Here is a 23,419-nt window from a genome sequence, read left to right as displayed (position 1 = left end):
AGAAGTCCTGCTGCGCTGCAATAAGTGATTAAATCACTTACAATGATGAATTATTTAAAACATAAGACGCCGACGCGCGTTACTGTCTACGGGAGAAGACATGCAGACAGCACTCTCGGCGGGTTTCATCCTTGCCATCGTTTTGTGGGGCGTGATCGCTCCTGACAGCATGGGGGCGGTGTTCGACACCGTCCTCGCATCCGTGACCCGCAACTTCGGCTGGTTCTACCTGTGGGTGGTGCTGGGCCTGGTGGCCTTCGCCCTGTTCATGGCCTTCAGCCGCTACGGCAACCTCAAGCTGGGCGACGAAGACGACGAGCCCGAGTTCTCGATCGGCAGCTGGTTCTCGATGCTGTTCGCCGCCGGCATGGGCATCGGCCTGGTGTTCTTTGGCGTGGCCGAGCCGATCTCGCACTACATCGATGCGCCGCCGGGCACCGTGTCTGCCACCCCGGAAGCGGCGGGGGTGGCGATGCGCTACACCTTCTTCCACTGGGGCATCCATCCGTGGGCCGTCTACAGCGCGGTGGCGCTGGCGATCGCCTTCTTCCAGTACCGGCGCGGCGGCGACGCCCTGGTCAGCACCGCCACCGGTGCCTTGCCCTGGCCGATCGTCAAGCGCCTGGGCGGCCTGTTCAACGGGCTGGCGGTGGTGGCCACCGCCTTCGGCGTGGCCGCTTCGCTCGGCCTTGGCGCCATGCAGATCAACAGCGGCATGAACACGGTGTTCGGCCTCGTGATCAGCGAATATTCGCAGATCGGCATCATCCTGGTCGCCACCGCCCTGTTCCTGACGTCGGCGGTCACTGGCGTGACGCGCGGCGTCAAAATTCTGTCGAACATCAACATGACCATGGCGGCCGTGCTGGCGCTGGTGGTGTTCCTGGTCGGTCCGACGGTGGCGATCATCGACACCTTCACCAGCACCCTGGGCAGCTACGTGACCGAGTTCGTGCGCATGAGCCTGCGCGCCACCCCGTTCCGCGACAGCAACTGGGTGGGCAGCTGGACCATCTTCTACTGGGCCTGGTGGATTTCGTGGTCGCCGTTCGTCGGCCTGTTCATCGCGCGCGTCTCGCGCGGCCGCACGATCCGCGAATTCATCATCGGCACCATGCTGGCGCCGACCCTGGCCGCCTTCCTGTGGTTCTCGATCTTCGGCGGCACCGCGCTGCACATGGAGATCTGGCAGCAGATCCCGATCTCGGACGCGGTCCGCGCCGACACCTCGACCGCGCTGTTCGCGCTGTTCGACGCGCTGCCGCTGGGCCTGATCATGTCGGCCGTGGCCACGGTGCTGGTACTGGTGTTCTTCGTCACCTCGGGCGACTCGGCGGTGCTGGTGCTGGGCATGATGAGCAGCGGCGGCAACCCGAACCCGTCCACGAAGACCAAGCTGATGTGGGGCGGCCTGATCGCCGGCATGGCGATCAGCCTGCTGCTGGCGGGTGGCCTGAAGGCGCTGCAGACGGCCACCATCGTGTTCGCGGTGCCGTTCTCGCTGGTGATCATCCTGATGCTGGTCTCGCTCTACCGCGCCGTGTGCGAGGACTGGACGGCGCACGAGAAGCGCGAGCGCGAACTGCGCCGGCGCATGCGCCAGATGGTCGAGAAATAAGTGGAAAGAAACGCGCCCCTGAACGGGGCGCGCGCAAGGCTTACGTGGCCAGCATGCGCAGCAGCAGGCCGGTGATGTAGGCGCAGTAGGTGCCGAGCGCATAGCCGATCACCGCCAGCAGCACCCCGACCGGGGCCAGCGCCGGGTGGAAGGCGCTGGCGATCACCGGCGCCGAGGCGGCGCCGCCGATATTGGCCTGCGAGCCGACCGCCATGAAGAACAGCGGCGCCCGGATCAGCTTGGCCACCAGCAGCATCAGGCCGCCGTGCACCGCGATCCAGATCAGGCCCAGCAGGAACAGCCACGGGCGGTCGAGCAGCGCGTTCAGGTCCATGTGCATGCCGATGGTCGCCACCAGGATGTACAACATGGCCGAGCCGATGGTCGAGGCGCCGGCGCCTTCCAGCTTGCGCGCCCGCGTAAAGCTCAGCAGCAGGCCGAAAGTGGTGGCGTACACCACGATCCAGAAGAAGCTCGAGGTGAGGCTGTAGTCCTGCAGGCGCCATTCGGCCGGCAGGCTGGAGATCCAGGCGACGGTGGGGCCGGTCAGCGCATGCGACAGGCCGGTCGCGCCCAGGCCCACGGCCAGCACCACCATCACGTCGGTGAGCGTCGGAATGCGCGCGTGCTCGGCCTGATAATGTTCGATCTTTTCCTTGAGCGCGTTGATGGCGGAGACGTCGGCGCCGGTCCAGCGGTCGAAGGCCTGGGCGCGGCTGGCCAGGAACAGCAGCACCGCCATCCAGACGTTGGCGACCAGCACGTCGACCGCGACGAACTGGCCGAACAGGGTGGCTTCGACCTCGAACACTTCCTTCATCGCGGCCTGATTGGCGCCGCCGCCGATCCAGGAGCCGGCCACCGTGGTCATGCCGCGCCAGGTGTCGCCGGCCACGGTCTCGGGATGGATGAAGTCCATCGCGATAAAGGATACGATGGCGCCCAGCATCACGCCCAGGGTTCCGGTCAGGAACATGATGATGGCCTTCGGGCCGAGCCGCAGCACGGCGCCGAAGTCGATCGCCACGCACAGCAGCACCAGAGCGGTCGGCAGCAGGTAATCGCGCGCCACCGGATACAGCGACGAAGCGTTGCCATCGACGATCCCCGCCGTATTGAGCAGCGCCGGGATCAGGTAGCACAGCAGCAGGGCCGGCACATAGGTGTAGAACCTGCTCCAGGCGCCCGTCTTGCGGGACGAGGTCCAGAAGACGGCGCCGAGGATGACGGCGAGCATGCCGAGCACGACGGCATCGTTGGTGACTAGCGGAGAGACAGATTGCATCGTAGGTCCAGGTAAAGGGTGGATCGGCGAGCCCGCCGCCAATGCGGCTGGACGGCGCATTCTACAGTTTTTGTCTTGAAAATCATGTCTTTACGGCAAGCCAAAAACGTGGCGCTTGTCTCCCGTTTGTCTCGCTCACATGCGCGGGCACGGGCTCGAAGCATGGTGAAATAGGTCTACATCACATTCAGGAGGCATCATGGCTGGCACATTCAAGGCAGGTGACAAGGTGCAGTGGAAGTCGTCGCAAGGCACGGTCACGGGCAAGGTCAAGAAGAAGCTGACCACGCCGACCGACATCAAGGGCCACCACGTGGCGGCGTCGAAGGATAATCCCGAATACCTGGTGGCCAGCGACAAGACCGGGGCCGAGGCGGCGCACAAGCCGGGATCGCTCAAGAAGGTATGATGGACTGCGCTTAAGATTCGCTTCACCTTCGCGCGGCATGCTCGGCGGCGGGTCGGACTTTTTTCCCGACCTGCGCCATACTGGCGTTCCCCAGTTGCCGGAACCTCGCATGCGCATCCTGTTAGTCGAAGACGATACCTCCCTTGGCGAAACCATCCAGGCTTGGCTGCGCCTGGACCAGCACGCGGTGGACTGGGTCCAGCGCGGCGACTCGGCGGACACCGCCCTCAAGACCCACCATTACGACTGCGTGCTGCTCGACCGCGGCCTGCCCGCTTTGTCCGGCGACGACCTGCTGGCGCGGCTGCGCAAGGCCGGCAACGGCGTGCCGGTGATCCTGATCACCGCCTTCAATGCGCTGGCCGACCGGGTCGAGGGGCTGGACCTGGGCGCCGACGACTACCTGGTCAAGCCGTTCGAGCTCGAAGAGATGTCGGCCCGTATTCGGGCCGCCGTGCGGCGCGGCGCCAACCATGCCGCGAACGAATTGCGCCACGCCGGCATCGCCCTCAACCTCGACACCAAGCAGGCCACCCTGGGCGGCCAGCCGGTCGCGCTGACCGCGCGCGAATACAATGTGCTGTACGCGCTGCTATTGAGGAAGAACTCCATCGTCACCCGCGCCCAGATCGAGGAAACCCTGTACGGCTGGGGCGACGAGGTCGAGAGCAATGCGATCGAGGTGTACATCCATAACCTGCGCAAGAAGTTTGGGGGCGACAGCATCGTGACCGTGCGCGGCCTCGGCTACCGGTTGAAGAACGATGGCGAGTAAGGCCAACGACAAGGACCGCAGCCAGGATGCACCATGGTCGCTGCGGCGCCGCCTGCTGGCGGTCATCGTCGCCGCCAGCACCGTGCTGTGGCTCGCGAGCCTGGGCATTGTCACCGTGATCGCCTGGCAGGAAACCAACGAGGTGTTCGACGACGCGCTCGAAGAGTCGGGCTACATGATCATGGCGGCGACGACCGACTGGAACGAACGCGGCCTGCTGCCGCAGGCGGGAGCGGGCGGCGCGCATGGACGCAAGGTTGACATGCAGTACCAGATCGTGGTCGACGCTCGCGTGATCCAGCGCACGGGCGACGCGCCGCTGCGGCCCTTCGTGTCCAACTTCGACGACGACCACGGCTTCGCCGAGGCGCTGGCCAATGGCGAGCGCTGGCGCGTGTTCGTGGTGCGCGACGAGGCGCGCAACTTCGAGGTGCAGGTCGGCCAGCAGGTGGATAAACGGTATGACATCCTGGAAGAACTGGCCGACTCGCTGTGGCTGCCGGTGCTGGGCTTCCTGCTGCTGCTGGCGCTGGTGTGCTGGGTCCTGACCGGCCGCGTCCTCAAACCGCTGCGCCGCACCGCCGCCAGCATCGCGGCCAAGACGCCCGATGACCTGGCCCAGGTCCCGACCGCGGGCCAGGCGCGCGAGGTGCTGCCGATCGTGCAGGCGCTCAACGGCGTGCTGGGCCGGCTGGACGCGGCCCTGCAGGCCGAGCGCCGCTTCACCGCCGACGCCGCCCACGAGCTGCGCACGCCGCTGGCCGGCCTGCACATGCACGTGCAGCTGCTGCAGCGCCAGCATCCCGAACTGGCGGCGCCATTCCAGAAGCTGCGCCAGGACATCGCGCGCCTGACGGCGCTGGTCGACAGCCTCTTGACGCTGGCGCGCCTGGACCCGCTGGCGCGCGAGCAGCTGGTGCGCCAGCCGGTGGCGCTGGCGCCGCTGTTCGAGCGCGTGGCCGCCATGCATGCGCAGGAAGCGGCCGCGCGCGGCATCGTGCTGGCCCTGCGCTGCGAGGTGCACGAGGTGCGGGCCGATCCGCAGATGCTCGAGATCGTGCTGCGCAACCTGGTCGACAACGCGTTGCGCTACTGCCCGGACGACAGCCGGATCGAGATCGCGGCCGTGCCCCACGCCGGCCACGCGCGCATCGTGGTGCGCGACGACGGCCCCGGCGTCGATGCCGACAGCCGCCAGCGCCTGACCGAGCGTTTCTTCCGCGTGCTGGGGCAGGGGCGGCAGGGCAGCGGGCTTGGACTGTCGATCGTCAAGCGCATCGCCGACCTGCACGGCATCGTGCTGGCGTTCGGGCCCGGGATCGATGGCCGCGGCCTGGGCGTGACGCTGGACCTGCCCTCTCTCTAGATTATCCACCTTGGGTAAATGTTGGTACTTGTATTATGCCAACTCGGCATTATGTGCGGGGCATGCTAAAACAGAAACTGAACTGGAAGCGGCCCCTGTTTTACGTTCTTCTGCCGATCTTTTTCGTCATGGCTTTCCTGGGCTTTCCATTGCCGGTCGCCCCGCCGCCGGCCACCAAGCCTGCGCAGGAGCAGGCCGTTGTCGTGAAAAAGAAGAAGAAACGCATCGGATTATTGATGCGTAAAGAGGATCGCCAGGACGACGCATCCTGAGCAGGGAAAACCACTGAAAGCGACCATGGACCAACCTGGCCGGCTGCACGCGTTCGACAATCTTCGCGCAATCATGATGTGGCTTGGCATCGTTCTCCACGTCGCCCTCAACCATACGACCGGTCAATCGCCCCTGCCATGGCGCGATTCGCAGACAACACCACTGGCCGACTTCGTCCTGATGTTCATCCACGCCTTTCGGATGCCGGTGTTCTTCATCCTGGCGGGCTTCTTCGTCGCATTCCTTGTCGCGCGCCGGGGGGCGCTGGGCATGCTTAGGCACCGCATGCGGCGGCTGCTGCTGCCGTTCGCGATCTTCTGGCCGATCCTGATCATCTGCACCACCGTCCTGATGCTCGTCTACTTGCACATCATGGCGCGCGGGACGGTCGGCATCGATCTGCGGCTGGTGGTGAACAAGAGCGCCGACGCGACACCGTTCAACACCATGCATATGTGGTTCATCTATTACCTGATCTGGTTCTGCGTGCTGACCGCGGCGCTGGCGCCGCTGTGGGCCAAGGCGCCCGCCGGACTGCAAGGCCTCGTCGACCGTGTCTTCACAGCGCTGACCACGCACTGGTGGGGCGCCCTGGTGCTTACGATTCCGCTGGCAGCCGTCGGCGCAGGCTACCGGGCCGGCATGCTCGCTTCCAGCGGCTCTTTCATCCCGCAAGCGACCGAGGTCGTGCACAACGGCCTGTTCTTCGTGTTCGGATTACTCACACATCGGCACCAGGACGCGCTGTTCCCACGGCTCATAGGCAGTGGCTGGCGCAACGCGATTGCCGGCGGCGTCGTGTTCACAGGCGTACTCGGCCTGTTTATCGCCTTCGTCACCAGGCCGGGAACGGTGCCCAACGTCGAGATGTGGATCGCCTTCTTCTACAACTTGGCCAGTTGGCTGTGGAGCTTCGCGCTGATCGGCTTGTTCCTGCGCTATGTGTCGAACCAGAACCGCTTGCTGCGTTATGTGTCCGAGAGTTCGTACTGGGTATTTCTGGTGCACATGCTGGGAACGATCGGCTTCGGCGCTATGGTATACAGCTTGCCGCTGGGGGCCCTCGCCAAGATGACGCTCAATCTTATCGTCACGACAGTCGCCTGCCTGCTGACCTATCACCTGTTCGTGCGTAACACCTTCATCGGGGTGCTGCTCAATGGCAAACGCCAGCGTCTCCAGGCCTCTTAAGATCGGTTTAATGTCCGGCCGTTGTAATGCGCCTGTGCCTGCCAAGGACGCGCAGGCGAACCCAACAGACCAGACAAAGGACCGACCATGAAACGCTTCTTCCAGTTCTCTTGCATCGCCGCACTGTTCGCCGGCTCGGCCGTCGCCGTCGCCCAGAATGGCGCCGCCCCTGCCGCAACCCCAGCAGCTGCCGCCGCACCGGCCGCCAAGCCGGCGCCATCGGGCTATACCGGCCCGTCGGGCGCGCCGCTGATGACCGCGAAAGACCTGCTGGCCAAGGGCAAGGACGACCAGTACGTGCGCCTGAAAGGCAAGCTGACCAGCCACAAGGGAGACGAGGACTACGAGTTCACCGACGCCAGCGGCAAGATCACCGTCGAGATCGACGCCGACCGCTTCCCGCAGGGCGTGACGGTCGACCATAACACCACGGTCGAGCTGACCGGCGAGTTCGACAAGGAGATGTTCGGCGAAGCAAAGCTGGACGTCGAGCAGATCAAGGTCGTGAGCAATTAAGAAGCGGGCGGCATGGGCGATAATGGGGGTTCGACCGCCACGTCACATCGCCCATGTACTACGACCACGCCGACCTGAAACACGGCTTCGATGCCGGCACGCTGCAGCGAGGGGAAGACTACGCGCGCAAAGGCATGGTGCGGGCGGCGCGCCGCGACGGCGACCGCCTCGTCGGCGAAGTCAGCGGCAGTGGCAACGAGCTGTACCGCCAGACCATCCGTTTCCACGCCGAGCGAGGCGATATCGGCTTCCAGGGCAGTTGTAGTTGTCCCATGAGCTATAACTGCAAGCATGTGGTTGCCGTGCTGCTGGCGGACCTGGATGCGGTGGCGGCTGTCAGGTCTCCGCAAGCGGTAGCCGCGCAGTCCGAGCGCTGGCTGCAGCAGCTGGCGAGCTTGCCGGCCGCCGTGGACGCATCTTCCGGCGACGCCTCCGAATCGGACCTGGCCTGGGTGCTGGCGCCTGACCCGGCCACGGGCGCCCCGCGTCTGCACGTGCGCCTCGCGCGCCGGCGCAAGAACGGCGATATTTCCACCAGCCTACCGATCAACGATATTCATGCAATGATCGGCTCCCCGGCATTGCCTGGCGACGAGGAGTTCCTGCGGCTGTTCGTGGCGTTGAAGGCAGGCCCGATGGTCGCCAGTGGCGCCGCACCATCGGGGCCGATCGGCGCGCAGTTGCTTGGGCGCTTGTGTAGCGCGGGAAGGCTGCTGTTTGGCTGGTCGGACGACGACATGCGGCGGGGAAGGGTCTATCTCATGCGGCCCGGGCCGCGGCGCCAAGCGAGCCTGTGCTGGCGATCCGCCGAACAATTCGGCGATGCCGTGACATTGGGCTGGCAGTTCGACGATGCCGGCGCGCCAGATGCGGTGCTGCCGACCGACCCGCCGTACTACCTCGAGGATGACATGCTTGGCGAGCTGGCCTTGCCGCCGTCGCTCGCGGCATTTCCTCCGGCCTTGCTGGTGAGCGTGGCGGCCGAGTCGCCCGCGCTGCACCCCGAGCAGCGCGCCGACATGGCCTTGCGCCTTGCCGATCTCGGCCTGGACCGTTTCGTTCCGCTGCCACAGGCAATCGAGACGCGGCGCCGCAGCGACATCGTCCCCACCCCCTGCTTGCTCCTCGACAGCGTATATACCGACCGGGGCCGGGACCTGATCTGGCATGACTACGCGATTGCCTACTTCGAGTACGACGGATGCAGCACGGACGGTGTGGGCGAGCCGGTCCTGCGCACGGTGGACGATGGCGTCGTCCAGCTCATCGAGCGCGATTTCGCCGCCGAAGCGGAGGCAGCCGCCATGCTGGCCGATCTAGGTTTCCGCGCGCCGCCAGCCGGTTCCCCGCTGGCCGACTTGCCCGATGCGCTGCAACTGGGCGACGAGGCGGCCTGGGTCGCTTTCGCACGTCGTGATATCCCACGCCTGCGTGCGGCCGGATGGGAGATCGATTTCGATGGCAACTACCGCTACGACCTGGCCGAAGTCGACGACTTTTACGCCGAACTGGACGAAGAAGGCGAGGGCGGCAATGGCTGGTTCTCGCTGGAGCTGGGCATCGTCGTCGGCGGTGAGCGCCACGCGCTGTTGCCGCTGCTGGTGCAGATGGTGCGCGCCGCGCCCGGCAATTTCGCCGCGGCGGCGCTGGCCGCACGCGGCGACGACGACGAACTGCTGGTCGAGCTGGACTCTTTCGAGCGCGTCGCCCTGCCGTGGGGCCGCGTCAAGCCGATCCTGGCCGCCCTGGGCGAGCTGTATTTCGGCGAGCGCCTGGGCAATGGGGTGCGCCTGCCGGCCATGGACGCCGCGCGCCTGGCCGAACTGGAACGCGCCGCGCGGCTGCGCTGGATCGGCGGCGAGCGCCTGCGCGAACTGGGCCGCAAGCTCGACAGTTTCGGCGGCATCCAGGCCGTCGCGCCGCCGGCTGGATTGCAGGCCTCCCTGCGGCCCTACCAGCTGGGCGGCCTGGCCTGGCTGCAGTTCCTGCGCGAATACGGCTTCGGCGGCATCCTGGCCGACGACATGGGGCTGGGAAAAACCGTCCAGACCCTGGCCCACATCCTGCTCGAGAAAGAGGCCGGACGCCTCGATGCGCCGGCCCTGGTCGTGGCGCCGACCAGCCTGATGCCGAACTGGCAGGCCGAGGCGGCGCGCTTCGCGCCCGGCCTGCGGGTGCTGCTCCTGCACGGCAAGGAGCGCGCCGCGCAGTTCGACGCCATCGGCGAGCACGACCTGGTGCTGACCACCTACGCCCTGCTGGGCCGCGACGAAGACGCGCTGCGCCGGCACCGCTACCACCTCCTGATCCTCGATGAAGCGCAGTACATCAAGAACAGCCGCACCAAGGCAGCCCAGACCGCACGCCTGCTCGACGCCCGTCACCGTCTGTGCCTGACCGGCACGCCGGTGCAGAACCACCTGGGCGAACTGTGGTCGCAGTTCAACTTCCTGATGCCGGGCCTGCTGGGCGACGAAAAATCCTTCAAGGCCGATTACCGCAAGCCGATCGAACAGGGCGGCGACGTGCAGCGCAAGGACTTCCTGGCGCGCCGGGTCAAACCCTTCATGCTGCGCCGGACCAAGGACAAGGTGGCCACCGAGCTGCCGCCCAAGACCGAGATTGTGCTGCCGGTCGAGTTGGGCAGCGCGCAGCGCGACCTGTACGAGACGGTGCGGGTGGCGATGGACCGCAAGGTGCGCTCCGAGATTGACCGCAAGGGCCTGGCGCGCAGCCACATCGTGATCCTCGAAGCCCTGCTCAAGCTGCGCCAGGTGTGCTGCGATCCACGCCTGGTCGAACCAGCGAGCGCGACCGGCTCGGCCAAGCTGGACACCCTGATGGAGCTGCTCGATACCCTGCTCAGCGAGGGCCGCAAGGTGCTGGTGTTCTCGCAGTTCACCAGCATGTTGTCCCTGATCGGCGCGGCCTTGCGCGAGCGCGGCGCCGATTTTGTCGAGCTCACCGGCAGCACGCTCGACCGCGCCGCCCCGGTCGCCGCCTTCCAGCAGGGGCAGGTCGGGGTGTTCCTGATCAGCCTGAAGGCCGGCGGGGTGGGTCTCAACCTGACGGCGGCCGACACCGTCATCCATTACGACCCCTGGTGGAACCCGGCCACCGAGAACCAGGCCACCGACCGCGCCTGGCGCATCGGCCAGCAGCAGCCGGTCTTCGTCTACAAGCTGATCGCGCGCGGCACGCTGGAAGAAAAAATCCAGGAGCTGCAGTGGCGCAAGGGCGAGCTGGCGGACGCAGTGCTGAGCAATGAGGAAGAGACCGAACTGGCGCCGGGTCTGCAGGCGGACGACTTGCGCGCCATCTTTTCCCTGGATGCTAGTCCTGCACCACGCTGACGCGCGCGAAGCGCAGGTTTTCGAACACCTTGATGCGCCCCGTCAGCGGCCACCAGTCGTACAGGAAGATCTGGGCCGGCCGCCACATCGCCACCCAGCCGATGATGGTCAGGCTTTCGCGCGCAATCCTGGCAAAGTGACCGCTGGAAAACGTCTCGATGGCTGCCGCCAGCAACAGGCAGCTGACGACGAAGGCCAGGCCGATCGCCAGGCTGATCCGGCCCTGGCGCAGCAGCTGCTTCAGTTCGCCGCGCACCAGTTCGACCTTGTAGCCGTAGTAGTTGTGGATCGCGTCCGCGACCATGTCGCCGGCCTGTCCCACCGGCGGCAATTGTTCGACGTGGATGTTCAGGTGCAGGCGGCTGGCGGGCGGCAGCGACAGCGCCCAGTTCTCGATATATGCCTCGCAGGCGTGGTCGAGGTCCTTGTTCAGGAAAGGCGCTGGATCGAGCGAATTGAACAGCTGTTGCAGCTCGCGCACGCGCAGATCGAGGGTATGGGTCGGTTGTTCACTGATGTGCATCGGGCAAGCGTACCGCAGAGCATCATGACCGGCAACCGCGTCCGTTCATCCACTGACACGCTGCGGAAAGCGCTCCGTCAGCCAGTCGATGAACACGCGCAGGCGCTGCGTCAGGTGGCGGCTCTGCGGATACACCACATGGAAGGGAAAGCCGGCCGGGCGCCAGTCGGCCAGGATCTCGACCAGCGATCCATCCCGCAGGTGCTTGCCGGCGCAATAGCTGAAGGTCTGGACGATGCCCAGTCCGGCCACGGCAGCCGCCAGGTGCGCGTTGCTTTCATTGATGCCGACGCGGTGCTCCACCTTGATTTCTACGCTCTCGCCGCCGCGTGCAAACCTGAACGGCAGGGCGCGCCCGTTCGTGGTCAGGACATAGCTGACCAGGCGATGGCCGTTTTTCAGTTCGTCCGGATAGGCCGGCGTGCCGAATTGCTTCAGGTAGGACGGCGCGGCGCAGGTGACCATCGTGGCCCGGCCGATGCTGCGCGCCACCAACGACGAGTCGTCCAGCGCGCCGCCGCGGATGACGCAGTCGACGTTGTCGGCGATCAGGTCGGCGGCCCGGTCCGAAACGCCGAGTTCGATCCGGATGTCGGGATAGCGCGCCAGGAATTCGGGCAGCGCCGGCAGCAGCACGTCGCTGGCCGTCGACGAGCCGATGTCGATGCGCAGCTGGCCGCGCGGCTTGCTGCGGGCGATATCGAATGAGGTGTCGATCTCTTCCAGGTCGGACAGGATGCGCGTCGTCTTTTCGTAGTAGTCGCGCCCCTCCGGTGTGACCGTGACGCGGCGCGTGGTCCGCTGCAGCAGCCGCACACCGAGGTGCGTTTCCAGTTCGCGCACCAGCTTGCTCAAGGTGGCGTTCGGCATGTTCAGCGAATCGGCGGCGCGGGTGAAGCTGCCGGCTTCCACCACGCGGCCGAAGGCGCGCAGGGCGACGAATTGGTCCAAGGTTGTCCTTCCCGAAAAGCGTTTCCATTATCTACGTATGTAAATAATGTATTTCACTTTTCAGGATTTATCAATAAACGAGCGGTCGTTAAAGTTTATCCATGCCTTCGCGACGCGACAGGCACACAACCGACCCCGACTACTGAAAGGACATACCATGAACACCCAACTGAACGGCAAGATCGCCCTCGTCACCGGCGGTACCTCGGGCATCGGCCTGGCGACGGCGCTCGAATTCGCGGCCCAGGGCGCGCGCGTCTACGTCACCGGCCGCCGCCAGAACGAGCTGGACGCCGCGGTCGAGGCAATCGGCCCGGCCGCCACCGGCATCCGCGCCGATGCGTCGAGCCTGGCCGACCTCGACAAGGTGTATGCGCAGATCGCGCGCGACACGGGCCGCCTCGACATCCTGTTCGCCAATGCCGGCGGCGGCGACATGATGCCGCTCGGCGCCATCACCGAAGAACACTTCGACCGCATCTTCGCGACCAATGTGCGCGGGCTGCTGTTCACGGTGCAGAAGGCGCTGCCGCTGCTGGTGGACGGCGGCGCGATCATCCTGACCGCGTCGACGACTTCGGTGCAGGGCACGGCGGCTTTTAGCGTCTACAGCGCCAGCAAGGCGGCGGTGCGCAACTTCGCCCGCTCGTGGGCGATGGACTTGAAGGAGCGCGGCATCCGCGTGAATGTCATCAGTCCCGGTCCGATCCGCACCCCGGGCCTGGGCGGGCTAGTCGACGACGCCGGCCGCCAGGGCCTGTTCGACCACCTGGCCGCGCAAGTGCCGATGGGGCGCCTGGGCGAGCCGGAAGAAATCGGCAAGGCCGTGACCTTCCTGGCCTCGAACGCCGCCAGCTACATCAACGGCATCGAGCTGTTCGTCGACGGCGGCATGGTCCAGGTCTGAGGCGCCATGCAAAAGGCCCGCCACCGGGGCGGGCCTTTTGCATGGCGCGGCGACTGCTTACGCCGATTTGTCCTGGTGCGCGTCGAGCTGCGCGCGCAATTCCTGGCCGTTCGAACGCGTGTAGTCCTTGTTGACTTCGCGCTTGATCAGCGATTTGAGCTGCGGGTCGATGGTCGAGCGAAGCACGCCCAGGAACTCGGGCGACGCCGATACCACCAGCTGTTCGAAGCGACCGGCCTGGTGTGCCTGCTGCAGGTAGTTCGACACATCCTTGGCGAATTTCTGCGTCTCGTGCTCGGTCGGCGTGACGGCCGGCTGGTAATCGTTGCCTTGCGCGCCGGCAGGCGCGGCATGCTGGAATCCGCCGCCCTGTCCGCCGCCGATATTGTGGCCGCTGTTCTGCGCGGAACGCGGGCTCATCTTGTCGGTGACAATGTCCAGCTCGCGCTGTTGCGCGGCCGGATTGACCAGGTCTTCGACCTCTTGCAAGGATGCCGCGTTACCGGCGTCGGAAAAGATGCGTGCACGGCCGGCATTGGCTGCGATCGTCCAGGTTGTTGGCATATTACCCCCTGTAAAAATGGTGTGATGGCAATCGCCCGCTACATCGTCCCGATAATGTTGAGCCAGGACTTCTGCATGGCGACAAGTGATGATTCAGTATAGCCCTGCGTGAAAATGCCCGGCGCACCGCCTTCTCTGGCGTGCGTGACTTGCTCCATCGAAACAGGCGCGAAATCAATTTCCTTCGGGCGTGCTGTAGCTAACCGACCGTACTGTTCGTGCGCGGCATCATGAATCCATCGTCAACAAGCATTGGAAGGAGTTCATCATGGGTAAGTATTTCATCGGTTGGCTGCTGGGTATTCCTGCTGTCGTGCTCGTTATCCTGTACTTCATTTTCGGCTGACGCATGTTGGTCGCACAAAAGAAAACGCCACCGTCCAGGTGGCGTTCTCTTTTGTGTGTCCGGCGAATGGGCCGTGGCAAACGTCAGGGCAGGGCCGGTTCCGGGACTTTCTCGGAAGCCAGCTGTTCCGCCGCGATGTCTTGCAGGGCGGCGGCGGTGCGCGCGTCGATGCCGACCTCGCGCGCGATCGCGTCGCCGGCGCCGAGCGAGCGCGGATCGCGTCCAGTGATGCTGCCGAAGATGGTCAGCGCTTCCAGATAATAGCCATGGGCGCTGCCATGATAGGCGTCGTCTCCCCATAGGTTGACCTGGCCGGCGGGTATGCCGTGATAGGGATTGGCGGCGGCCACGCCGCTGGCGATCGCGCGGTTCCATGCTTCGCCGACCGGAATCACGCCGCTGATGAAGCGCGAAGCGGCATGGGCCGCGTCATGGCCGCGGCGCACGTCCAGCGCCATCTGCCGGATCGGCTTGCCGTACCAGACGCCGCTCGGCAGCCAGGTCTGGTCGGCGCGCGACCAGGTTGCGGTCAGGCGGACGTCGACCTGCGGATTTTGCTGGTGGAAAGCCTGGGCCAGCAGGCCGCTGTAATGGATCAGCTTGGCGGGGTCGCCGGGCGCGTCCTGGTCCAGCGTGCTATACCCTTGCAGCAGCACGATATCCCACGGTTTCACGATGAGGCCGTGGCGGTGCTTGTAGTGGAAATCGAGGCCGGCGCCGCCTTCCGTTTCCAGGCTCACCTCGTAGTCCAGTCCCGCCTGCTCCGTCATCGCCTTGAACAGCGCCGGCACGCCGCCGATCTTCGTGCCGTTCAGGTCGCTCACCGTGTGCGGGCGGAAGCCGTTGACCGCCGGCGCGCCGGCGCCGTAGGTAAAACTGTTGCCGACGAAGAGGATGGTGGTGGCGCAGGCCAGCGGGGAAAGACTCATTGCGGAGATGGCGAAGAGCAGGGCGCCGGTGCGGCGCACGGTAAGGGAAACGGACATCGTGATCCTATCTTGCATGTGGGAGATGTCAGTGTGCAAGGAATATAAGCGAGGAAGCAAGCAGGATTTTTGCAAGCCCTGCCGTGTTACTCTTGCTATTCGTTCAATAACAACCGGAATCCAATGAAAGCCATCCTTCCCGTCATTGCCGCCGCCACCCTGATCGCCGGCTGCGCCGCCACCCCGGCCCCGAGCGATTCGCGCGATCAGTTCATGGCGACGCTGCAAGGCATGTGCGGCCAGCGCTTCGAAGGTGCGCAATCGTATGCGGTCGACCCGAACAATGAATTCGCCGGCAAGAAGATCTCGACCCAGGTCCATTGCAGCCCGACCGACATCCGCATGCCGGTGCAGGTCGGCGAAGACCGTTCGCGCACCTGGATCTTCACCCGCCCGCAAGCGGGGCTGGAACTGCGCCACGATCACCGCCATGCGGACGGCACGCCGGACAAGGTCACGATGTATGGCGGCATGGCGAAGGAGGGCGGCACCGCGCGCTCCCAGGCGTTCCAGGCGGACAAATACACCGCCGACCTCGTGCCCGGCGCGGAAACGAACGTCTGGACCGTCAGCCTGAGCGAGGATGGCAAGACCCTGACCTATCGCCTGGAGCGCCACGCCAGGCCGCGCGCCGAATTCGTCCTGCAGCGCGTACCGGGATAAATGGTGGATCTGGCCGTATGTTGCAGTGCGCAACGTTGCGACGTGATAATTTGCAAATAGCTATACTCAAGCGGTCGGCGATGTCGTCCTATCTTGAAGGAGCTTCATGCGGTTCAGATCGGTACAACTATCCATGCGCTTCATCGTTCCGCTGGCCCTGGTGCTGGCGCTGTTCGGTTATTTCGCGATTCCATGGATGGAAAATCTCACCGTACGCTGGTTCGTACGGGATCTCGATACACGTTCCCAGCTGGTATCGAGCACGCTGCAACAGCCGCTGCTCAACTACCTTGAGGACAATGATTCCGCGCGCATCAACGACGCGTTCAGCCGTGCGATCCAGGACGAACGCCTGTATGCGCTCGCCTTCTGCGATCCCGACGGAACCCTCCGCTACAAGACCGATACCTACCCGGAGTCCCTCGGCTGCCGCCAGGGCGCCAATGCGGCGGAGGGCGAGGACGCCAATCCGGTCGTGCGCCTGCCGCGCGGGCCGGTCCATGTCTCGAGCCGTGAGCTGACCCAGGACGGCATCTCCGCCGGCCGCCTGATCCTGGTGCAGGACATGAGCTTCATCGAGCGGCGCAGCGAAGACACCAAAAAATACATCGTCGGCCTGTTCGTCGTGCTGGCGGGCGCCATCTCCCTGATCACCGTGCTGATCGCGCACCTGAGCTGGCACGGCTGGCTCAACGGCGTGCGCGAGATGCTGCGCGGCGAGCTGTCGCCGCGCGCCTCGAAGGACATGCCGCCGGAAATCGCGCCGCTGGCCAGCGAACTGCGCGCACTGCTCAACGAATACAACCGCGACCTGCAGGGCAGCGGCGTCGAATCCCAGACCTGGGGCGCCGACACGCTCAAGACCTTGCTGAACCAGGACCTGGCGGGCGACGAGATCCTGGTGGTATCGAATCGCGAGCCCTACATTCACGTCAACACATCCAATGGCGTCAAGGTGCAGCGCCCGGCCAGCGGCCTGGTGACGGCGGTCGAAGCGGTGATGCGCGCCTGCTCCGGCACCTGGATCGCGCACGGCGCCGGCTCGGCCGACCGCGCCACGGTCGACGCCAACGACCATGTGCGCGTGCCGCCCGAGAACCCGAGCTATACCTTGCGCCGGGTCTGGCTGTCGAAGGAAGAAGAGCAGGGCTATTACTACGGTTTCGCCAACGAGGGCCTGTGGCCGCTGTGCCACATCGCCCACGTGCGGCCGGTGTTCCGCTCGTCCGACTGGGCCGAATACGTCAGGGTCAACCAGCGCTTCGCCGACGCCGTGATCGCGGAGGCGCGTTCCGACAACCCGGTGGTGCTGGTGCAGGACTATCACTTCGCGCTGCTGCCGCGCATGGTGCGCGCGGTGCTGCCGAAGGCCACCATCATCACCTTCTGGCACATCCCCTGGCCGAATCCGGAATCGTTCGGCATCTGCCCGTGGCGCGAGGAAATCCTCGACGGCATGCTGGGCAGCACGATCCTCGGCTTCCACACGCCGTTCCACCGCAAGAACTTCCTCGACACCGTGGACCGCTACCTCGAGACCCGCATCGAGAACGAGGCCTCGACCGTCAGCTACGGCAACGAACTGACCCAGGTGAAGCCATACCCGATCTCGATCGCCTGGCCCGAGCCCGTGCCAGGCGAGTGCGACGTGGCGGCCTGCCGCGCCGAGATCCGCCAGGCGCTGGCGCTCCCGGCCGACCAGCTGCTGGGCATCGGCGTCGACCGCCTCGATTACACCAAGGGCATCGTCGAGCGCTTCCAGGCGGTCGAGCGCATGCTCGAGCTGCATCCGGAAATGGTCGGCAAGTTCACCTTCGTGCAGATCGCGGCGCCCACCCGCTCCTCGCTCGACGAATACCAGAACTTCGAAGCGCGGGTGCGCGCGCTGGCCCAGCGCATCAACCAGCGCTTTTCCAGCGGCAGCTACCTGCCAATCATCCTCAAGACCGAACACCATGAACAAGCACAATTGCGCACTTATTTCCGCGCTTCCGAGGTGTGCAGCGTGACCAGCCTGCACGATGGCATGAACCTGGTGGCCAAGGAATTCATCGCCGCCCGCGACGACGAACAGGGCGTGCTGATCCTGAGCCAGTTCACCGGCGCCGCGCGCGAGCTGCATGAGGCGCTGATCGTCAATCCTTACCACATCGAAGAGGGCGCCGAGGCGCTGTACCGCGCGCTGCGCATGCCGCAGGACGAGCAACGCGAGCGCATGCGCAGCATGCGCGTGCGGGTGCGCGACTTCAACGTCTACCGCTGGGCCGGCCGCATGCTGCAGGACGCGGCCCGCCTGCGCCAGCGCGAGCGCGTGCGCTCCAGGATCAATTCGCTGAGCCAGAACCGGGTACGCAAGGGGGACGCATGACTGGACACATGAATGCGACCATGCCGGCCAACGAACAGGCGGCGCTGGACCTGCTGGCCGCGCCCGACTGCGCACTGTTCCTCGATTTCGACGGCACGCTGGTGGACATCGCGCCGCGCCCGGACCAGGTGGTGGTGGCGCCCGAGTTGCTGGCCTCGCTGGCGGCGCTGCAACAGCGGCTGGGCGGCCGGCTGGCCATCGTCTCGGGCCGCCCGGTTGCCGAACTCGACCGGCTGCTGGCTCCCCTGGTGCTGCCGGCCGCCGGCGTGCACGGCATGGAGCGGCGCGGCGCCGACGGCGTGCTGCGCCAGCTGCCGGCGCCGGATTTTTCCACGGTGCGGACCCGGGCCCACGCCCTGGCGGCGCGCCATCCCGGCCTGTGGGTCGAGGAAAAGCATGGCGCGCTGGCGCTGCACTATCGCCAGGCGCCGGAACTGCAGGCGCTGTGCGTCGAGACCATGGCGGATGCGGTGCGCAGCAGCCTGGGGCTGCTGCTCATGGAAGGCAAGATGATCGTCGAGATCAAGGCGGCCGGCGTCAGCAAGGGAACGGCAATCCGCGACTTCCTGGCCGAGGCGCCGTTCCTCGGCGCTCAGCCGCTGTTCATCGGCGACGACACCACCGACGAAGCGGGCTTCGATCACGTGCAGCGCGTCGGCGGCGTCGGCCTCAAGGTCGGGCCGGGGCCGACGGTGGCCAGCAGCCGCATCGCATCGAGCCAGGCCGTGCGCGATGCGCTGGCGCATGCCGCCGCCACGTCAACCATAGGAAAGGATTCAGCATGAACGACGTTAACCAGCAGTCCTCGTCGACCGCAGTCAACGATGCGCCGGGCTCCCTCGATTGCGGCGTGGTCGGCAATTGCGCCTTCAGCGCCATGATCGACCGCATGGGCCGGGTGGTATGGTCCTGCCTGCCGCGCTTCGACGGCGATCCGGTGTTCAACGCCCTGCTCGACCCGAGCGAGAACGGCAGCCTGTGGAGCATCGAGCTCGAGGACGTCGTGCGCAGCGATCAGGCCTACGAGCCGAACACGGCGGTGCTGCATACGCGCCTGTATGACAAAGCCGGCAATGGCATCGAGATCACCGATTTCGCGCCGCGCTTCCTGAGCCGCGACCGCATGTTCCGGCCGCTGATGCTGGTCCGGCGCGTGAAACCGCTCGGCGCCGGCGTGCGCGTGCGCATCAAGCTGCGGCCGCGCTTCGAATATGGCGCCAAGCAGCCCGAGATCACCCAGGGCAGCCACCACATCCGCTACGTCGGGCCGGACCAGACGCTGCGCCTGAACACCGACGCCTCGCTCAGCTACGTGCTGTCCGAATCGTTCTTCCTGCTCGACCGCCCGATGAACTTCATGCTGGGGCCGGACGAGACCCTGGCCGACGGCATCCAGGACACCGCCCACCGCTTCGAGAAAGAGACGATCGGCTACTGGCGCACCTGGTCGCGCCGCCTGGCGCTGCCGCTCGAATGGCAGGACGTCGTGATCCGCGCCGCCATCACGCTCAAGCTGTCGCTGTTCGAGGACACCGGCGCCATCATCGCCGCCATGACCACCAGCATCCCGGAAGCCCCGGGCAGCGAACGCAACTGGGATTACCGCTTCTGCTGGCTGCGTGATGCCTTCTTCGTGATCCGGGCCCTGAACAGCCTGTCCGAGGTCGGCACCATGGAAGACTACCTGCGCTGGCTGGGCAATGTGGTGGCGCGCGCCAAGGGCGGGCACATCCAGCCGCTGTACGGCATCGGTCTCGAGGAGCAGTTGCCCGAATCGATCGTCGAGCACCTGCCCGGCTACCGCAACCACCGTCCAGTGCGCATCGGCAACCAGGCGCAGGAACACTTCCAGCACGATGTATACGGCAATATCGTACTCGGCGCGGCCCAGGCCTTCTTCGACCACCGCCTGTTCCGGCGCGCCGGCCATGCCGAGTTCCGCCAGCTCGAAGCGGTGGGCGAGCAGGCCTTCCGCGTGTGGGCCGAGCCGGATGCCGGCATGTGGGAGCTGCGCACCCGCGCCCGCGTACATACCTCGTCGGTGCTGATGAACTGGGCCGCCTGCGACCGCCTGGCCAAGATCGCCGACGTGCTCGAACTGCCGGACCGCGCCGCCTTCTGGGCCGAGCGCGCCGAACTGATCCGCAACCGGTTGCTGAAGGAAGCGTGGAGCGAAGAGCGCCAGGCCTTTGCCGAAAGCCTGGGCGGACGCGACCTGGACGCCAGCGTGCTCTTGATGGCCGAAATCAATTTCATCGACCCGAAAGATCCGCGCTTCGTCGCCACTGTCGACGCGCTGGAAAAATCGCTGTGCGACGGCCCCTATATGCGCCGCTACGAAGCGCCCGACGATTTCGGCGTGCCCGAGACCGCCTTCAATATCTGCACCTTCTGGCGCATCGATGCGCTGGCGCGGATCGGGCGGACGAAGGAAGCGCGCGAGGTGTTCGAGGCGATGCTGGCGGCGCGCAACCACCTGGGGCTGCTGTCGGAAGACACGCATCCGGTCACCGGCGAGATGTGGGGCAACTTCCCGCAGACGTATTCGATGGTCGGCCTGATCAACTGCGCGATGCGCTTGTCGAAATCGTGGAATAGCGTCGTCTAGCGGAGCATGGTCAAGTTATTAATGGCACAGCTGCTGTATCGTTGTGCTATTGACCACAAAAATTGATTATTTTATTTCCAACGGATGCGTTAGTATCGCAGGTGTCTTTACGCCTGGAGGCCGCATCCGGTGGGGCGAAAAGGGGGTATGAAGCTTTCCGATAGGAACGCACGATTGAAATTCGCATCAGATTGCTTGATGTATAATTTCCTGGTCAAAAAATTATCCATCAGGAAACATAACGCCGTTGACATCCTATCAGAATGCGCACGGGCGTTTGCCGCCTCCGATCGTCTCACGACAGCAATCAATTAGATGACTATTAAAGTTCTCACCGTTTTCGGGACGCGACCGGAAGCAATCAAAATGGCTTCCGTGGTGCGCGTACTGTCCGAATCGCCCGACGTCGACGTCAAGGTCTGCGTGACCGCCCAGCACCGGCAAATGCTGGACCAGGTATTGAGCCTGTTTTCGCTCACCCCCGATTTCGATCTGAACCTGATGACCCCGGGCCAGGACCTTTCCGATATCACCTCGAAGGTACTGACAGGCATGCGCGGCGTGCTGCGCGAGTGGCGTCCGGATGTCGTCTTTGTTCACGGCGATACTACCACGACCTTTGCGACCAGCCTCGCCGCGTATTATGAGCGGATACCGGTGGGTCACGTGGAAGCGGGCCTGCGTACCGGGAATATCTACTCGCCCTGGCCCGAGGAGGTCAATCGCTGCCTGACCGGCGTGATCGCCAGCCTGCATTTCGCCCCGACCGAGCACGCGCGCCAGAATCTGCTCAATGAAGGCGTGCCGGCCGCGAATATCTGCGTCACCGGCAATACCGTGGTGGATGCCTTGCTGGACGTCGTCCGTCGCCTGGAAACCGACACCCAGCTCAAGCGCGAGATGGAAGCCCAGTTCGATTTCCTCGACAGCAAGAAGAAGCTGATCCTGGTGACCGGTCACCGGCGCGAGAATTTCGGCGACGGCTTCGAGAACATCTGCCGCGCGCTGGATGAAGTGAGCCGCATGCCGGACGTCGAGGTGCTGTATCCGGTGCACCTGAATCCCAACGTGCAGGAACCGGTGCAACGTATCCTGAAGGGCAACCCGAACGTGCACCTGATCGATCCGGTGAGCTACCTGCCTTTCGTCTACCTGATGAACCGCGCGGCGATCCTGCTGACCGACTCCGGCGGCATCCAGGAAGAGGCGCCATCGCTCGGCAAGCCGGTCCTGGTGATGCGCGACACCACCGAACGTCCCGAAGCCGTGGCGGCCGGCACCGTGCGCCTGGTCGGCACCGGCATCGATTCCATCGTCGGCGGCATCCGCACGCTGCTGCAAGACCCGGCCGAATACGAGCGCATGAGTTCGGCCACCAATCCCTACGGCGACGGCACCGCCGCGACCCGCATCCTTAACTTTTTAAGAGAAAAACATGAGCAGCACCTTTGATACTATCTCGATGATCGGTCTGGGTTACATCGGTCTCCCAACCGCTGCAATGTTCGCGTCCCGCAAGAAGAACGTCATCGGCGTCGATATCAACCAGGATGCGGTCGACACCATCAACAGCGGCCAGACCCACATCGTCGAACCCGACCTGGACATGATCGTCGCCGCGGCCGTCAACCAGGGCTACCTGAAGGCGTCCACCACCGTGCAGCCGGCCGATGCCTTCCTGATCGCCGTGCCGACGCCGTTCCGCGGCAACCACGAACCCGACGTCAGCTACGTCGAAGCGGCGGCGCGCTCGATCGCGCCGGTGCTCAAGAAGGGCGACCTGGTCATCCTCGAATCGACCTCGCCGGTGGGCACCACCGAAAGCCTGGCCAAATGGCTGGCCGAAGAGCGCCCCGACCTCAAGATTCCGCTGGGCCCGAACGACGAAGCCGACATCAACCTGGCCTACTGCCCCGAGCGCGTGTTGCCGGGCAAGGTGATCCACGAGCTGGTGTCGAACGACCGCATCATCGGCGGCATCACCAAGGCCTGCTCCGAGCGCGCCATCGCGCTGTACCAGACCTTCGTGCAGGGCGAGTGCATCGAGACCAACTCGCGCACGGCCGAGATGTGCAAGCTCACCGAGAACTCCTTCCGCGACGTGAACATCGCCTTCGCCAACGAACTGTCCGTCATCTGCGGCAAGCTCGGCATCGACGTGTGGGAACTGATCGCGCTGGCCAACCGCCATCCGCGCGTGAACGTGCTGCGTCCGGGACCGGGCGTGGGCGGCCACTGCATCGCGGTCGACCCGTGGTTCATCGTGCACAGCGCGCCGGAACAGGCCAAGCTGATCAAGGCGGCGCGCGAAGTCAACGACTACAAGCCGCACTGGGTGCTGGACAAGGTGCGGGAAGAAGTCGAGAAATACCTGGCCGCGAACCCGGAGCGCAAGGAATCCGACGTCACCATCGCCTGCTTCGGCCTGGCCTTCAAGCCCGACATCGACGACCTGCGCGAAAGCCCGGCGCTCGACATCGCCGCCGAGATCGCGAAAACGCACAGCAGCCGCGTGATCGTGGTCGAGCCGAACATCTCGGCGCTGCCGGCCAGCCTCGACAAGGGCGAGCTGCGCACGCCGCAGGATGCGCTGGCGCGTTCGCAGATCGTCGTCATGCTGGTCAATCACAAGCCGTTCCTGGCGCTCAAGGAGTCGCTGTTCGCCGACAAGGTGATCATCGACACCTGCGGCTACCTCAGCGCCACCGGCCGCTAAC

20 protein-coding genes are annotated in these 23,419 nt (G+C 65.2%); 15 read left to right on the top strand and 5 right to left on the bottom strand.

From position 1 onward, the window contains the following. Positions 1 to 100: 100 nt before the first annotated feature. Positions 101 to 1,618 carry a BCCT family transporter gene (locus LO55_RS04300; protein ID WP_071360567.1) on the top strand — a complete coding sequence of 506 codons (1,518 nt, stop codon included), beginning with the start codon at positions 101 to 103 and terminating at the stop codon, positions 1,616 to 1,618. A gap of 40 nt (positions 1,619 to 1,658) precedes the next feature. Here LO55_RS04300 and LO55_RS04295 read toward each other — a convergent pair whose 3' ends face one another. Then, entirely contained in the window at positions 1,659 to 2,903 is a 1,245-nt protein-coding gene (locus tag LO55_RS04295) for a DUF819 family protein (RefSeq protein ID WP_071360566.1), read from the bottom strand. A gap of 199 nt (positions 2,904 to 3,102) precedes the next feature. On the opposite strand from LO55_RS04295, the gene LO55_RS04290 reads away from it, so the two are divergent. From LO55_RS04290 to LO55_RS04260, 7 genes are all read left to right on the top strand, one after another. Continuing rightward, on the top strand, positions 3,103 to 3,312 hold the full coding sequence (locus LO55_RS04290; RefSeq protein ID WP_071360565.1) for a hypervirulence associated TUDOR domain-containing protein: 210 nt from the start codon (positions 3,103 to 3,105) through the stop codon (positions 3,310 to 3,312). Between the two features lie 109 nt (positions 3,313 to 3,421). Then, entirely contained in the window at positions 3,422 to 4,087 is a 666-nt protein-coding gene (locus LO55_RS04285) for a response regulator (protein WP_071360564.1), read from the top strand. Further along, entirely contained in the window at positions 4,077 to 5,453 is a 1,377-nt protein-coding gene (locus LO55_RS04280) for an ATP-binding protein (protein ID WP_071360563.1), read from the top strand. The genes LO55_RS04285 and LO55_RS04280 overlap by 11 nt, the downstream gene beginning before the upstream one ends. 62 nt (positions 5,454 to 5,515) lie before the next feature. After that, a complete protein-coding gene (locus LO55_RS04275; RefSeq protein ID WP_071360562.1) occupies positions 5,516 to 5,725 on the top strand; it encodes a hypothetical protein in 210 nt (69 codons plus the stop codon). A gap of 25 nt (positions 5,726 to 5,750) precedes the next feature. Next, positions 5,751 to 6,917, top strand: a complete 1,167-nt coding sequence (locus tag LO55_RS04270) for an acyltransferase family protein (RefSeq protein WP_071360561.1) — start codon at positions 5,751 to 5,753, stop codon at positions 6,915 to 6,917. An 87-nt stretch (positions 6,918 to 7,004) separates the two neighbouring features. Beyond that, entirely contained in the window at positions 7,005 to 7,433 is a 429-nt protein-coding gene (locus LO55_RS04265; RefSeq protein ID WP_071360560.1) for a YgiW/YdeI family stress tolerance OB fold protein, read from the top strand. A 53-nt stretch (positions 7,434 to 7,486) separates the two neighbouring features. Continuing rightward, on the top strand, positions 7,487 to 10,786 hold the full coding sequence (locus LO55_RS04260; RefSeq protein WP_071360559.1) for a DEAD/DEAH box helicase: 3,300 nt from the start codon (positions 7,487 to 7,489) through the stop codon (positions 10,784 to 10,786). Here LO55_RS04260 and LO55_RS04255 read toward each other — a convergent pair. Together LO55_RS04255 and LO55_RS04250 are read right to left on the bottom strand one after the other, a co-directional pair. Further along, entirely contained in the window at positions 10,767 to 11,309 is a 543-nt protein-coding gene (locus tag LO55_RS04255) for a hypothetical protein (RefSeq protein ID WP_071360558.1), read from the bottom strand. The genes LO55_RS04260 and LO55_RS04255 overlap by 20 nt on opposite strands. Positions 11,310 to 11,354: 45 nt before the next feature. After that, the gene (locus LO55_RS04250; protein ID WP_071360557.1) at positions 11,355 to 12,260 is read right to left on the bottom strand and encodes a LysR family transcriptional regulator; all 906 of its coding nucleotides are present in this window, start codon (positions 12,258 to 12,260) and stop codon (positions 11,355 to 11,357) included. A 157-nt stretch (positions 12,261 to 12,417) separates the two neighbouring features. Here LO55_RS04250 and LO55_RS04245 point away from each other — a divergent pair, with 157 nt between their 5' ends. Continuing rightward, positions 12,418 to 13,167 carry an SDR family NAD(P)-dependent oxidoreductase gene (locus LO55_RS04245; protein WP_071360556.1) on the top strand — a complete coding sequence of 250 codons (750 nt, stop codon included), beginning with the start codon at positions 12,418 to 12,420 and terminating at the stop codon, positions 13,165 to 13,167. Between the two features lie 57 nt (positions 13,168 to 13,224). On the opposite strand, the gene LO55_RS04240 is transcribed toward LO55_RS04245, so the two are convergent. After that, positions 13,225 to 13,731 (bottom strand): host attachment protein, encoded by a 507-nt coding sequence (locus LO55_RS04240; RefSeq protein WP_071360555.1) that lies wholly within the window; start codon positions 13,729 to 13,731, stop codon positions 13,225 to 13,227. A 429-nt stretch (positions 13,732 to 14,160) separates the two neighbouring features. Beyond that, positions 14,161 to 15,063, bottom strand: coding sequence for a glycosyl transferase family 1 (locus LO55_RS04235; RefSeq protein ID WP_071360554.1), 903 nt, complete (start codon positions 15,061 to 15,063; stop codon positions 14,161 to 14,163). 123 nt (positions 15,064 to 15,186) lie between these two features. On the opposite strand from LO55_RS04235, the gene LO55_RS04230 reads away from it, so the two are divergent. The 6 genes from LO55_RS04230 (at position 15,187) to wecC (ending at position 23,418) form a co-directional block, all read left to right on the top strand. Beyond that, entirely contained in the window at positions 15,187 to 15,726 is a 540-nt protein-coding gene (locus LO55_RS04230) for a hypothetical protein (RefSeq protein ID WP_071360553.1), read from the top strand. 106 nt (positions 15,727 to 15,832) lie between these two features. Continuing rightward, positions 15,833 to 18,094, top strand: a complete 2,262-nt coding sequence (locus LO55_RS04225) for an alpha,alpha-trehalose-phosphate synthase (UDP-forming) (protein WP_071360552.1) — start codon at positions 15,833 to 15,835, stop codon at positions 18,092 to 18,094. Continuing rightward, positions 18,091 to 18,879 (top strand): trehalose-phosphatase, encoded by a 789-nt coding sequence (gene otsB / locus LO55_RS04220; protein WP_083415159.1) that lies wholly within the window; start codon positions 18,091 to 18,093, stop codon positions 18,877 to 18,879. Before LO55_RS04225 ends, otsB begins: the two co-directional genes overlap by 4 nt. Further along, complete coding sequence (locus LO55_RS04215) at positions 18,876 to 20,702, top strand: glycoside hydrolase family 15 protein (protein ID WP_071360551.1); 1,827 nt, start codon at positions 18,876 to 18,878, stop codon at positions 20,700 to 20,702. Before otsB ends, LO55_RS04215 begins: the two co-directional genes overlap by 4 nt. Positions 20,703 to 21,017: 315 nt before the next feature. Beyond that, positions 21,018 to 22,154, top strand: a complete 1,137-nt coding sequence (gene wecB / locus LO55_RS04210; protein ID WP_177185498.1) for a non-hydrolyzing UDP-N-acetylglucosamine 2-epimerase — start codon at positions 21,018 to 21,020, stop codon at positions 22,152 to 22,154. Further along, positions 22,138 to 23,418 (top strand): UDP-N-acetyl-D-mannosamine dehydrogenase, encoded by a 1,281-nt coding sequence (gene wecC, locus LO55_RS04205; RefSeq protein WP_005662988.1) that lies wholly within the window; start codon positions 22,138 to 22,140, stop codon positions 23,416 to 23,418. Before wecB ends, wecC begins: the two co-directional genes overlap by 17 nt. Position 23,419: the final 1 nt, after the last annotated feature.

Origin of the sequence: Massilia timonae, from assembly GCF_001866515.1 — a bacterium.
Classification (GTDB): domain Bacteria; phylum Pseudomonadota; class Gammaproteobacteria; order Burkholderiales; family Burkholderiaceae_D; genus Telluria; species Telluria timonae.
The sequence above is the reverse complement of the archived record's forward strand: the minus strand, read 5'-3'. Positions and strand labels throughout refer to the sequence as shown.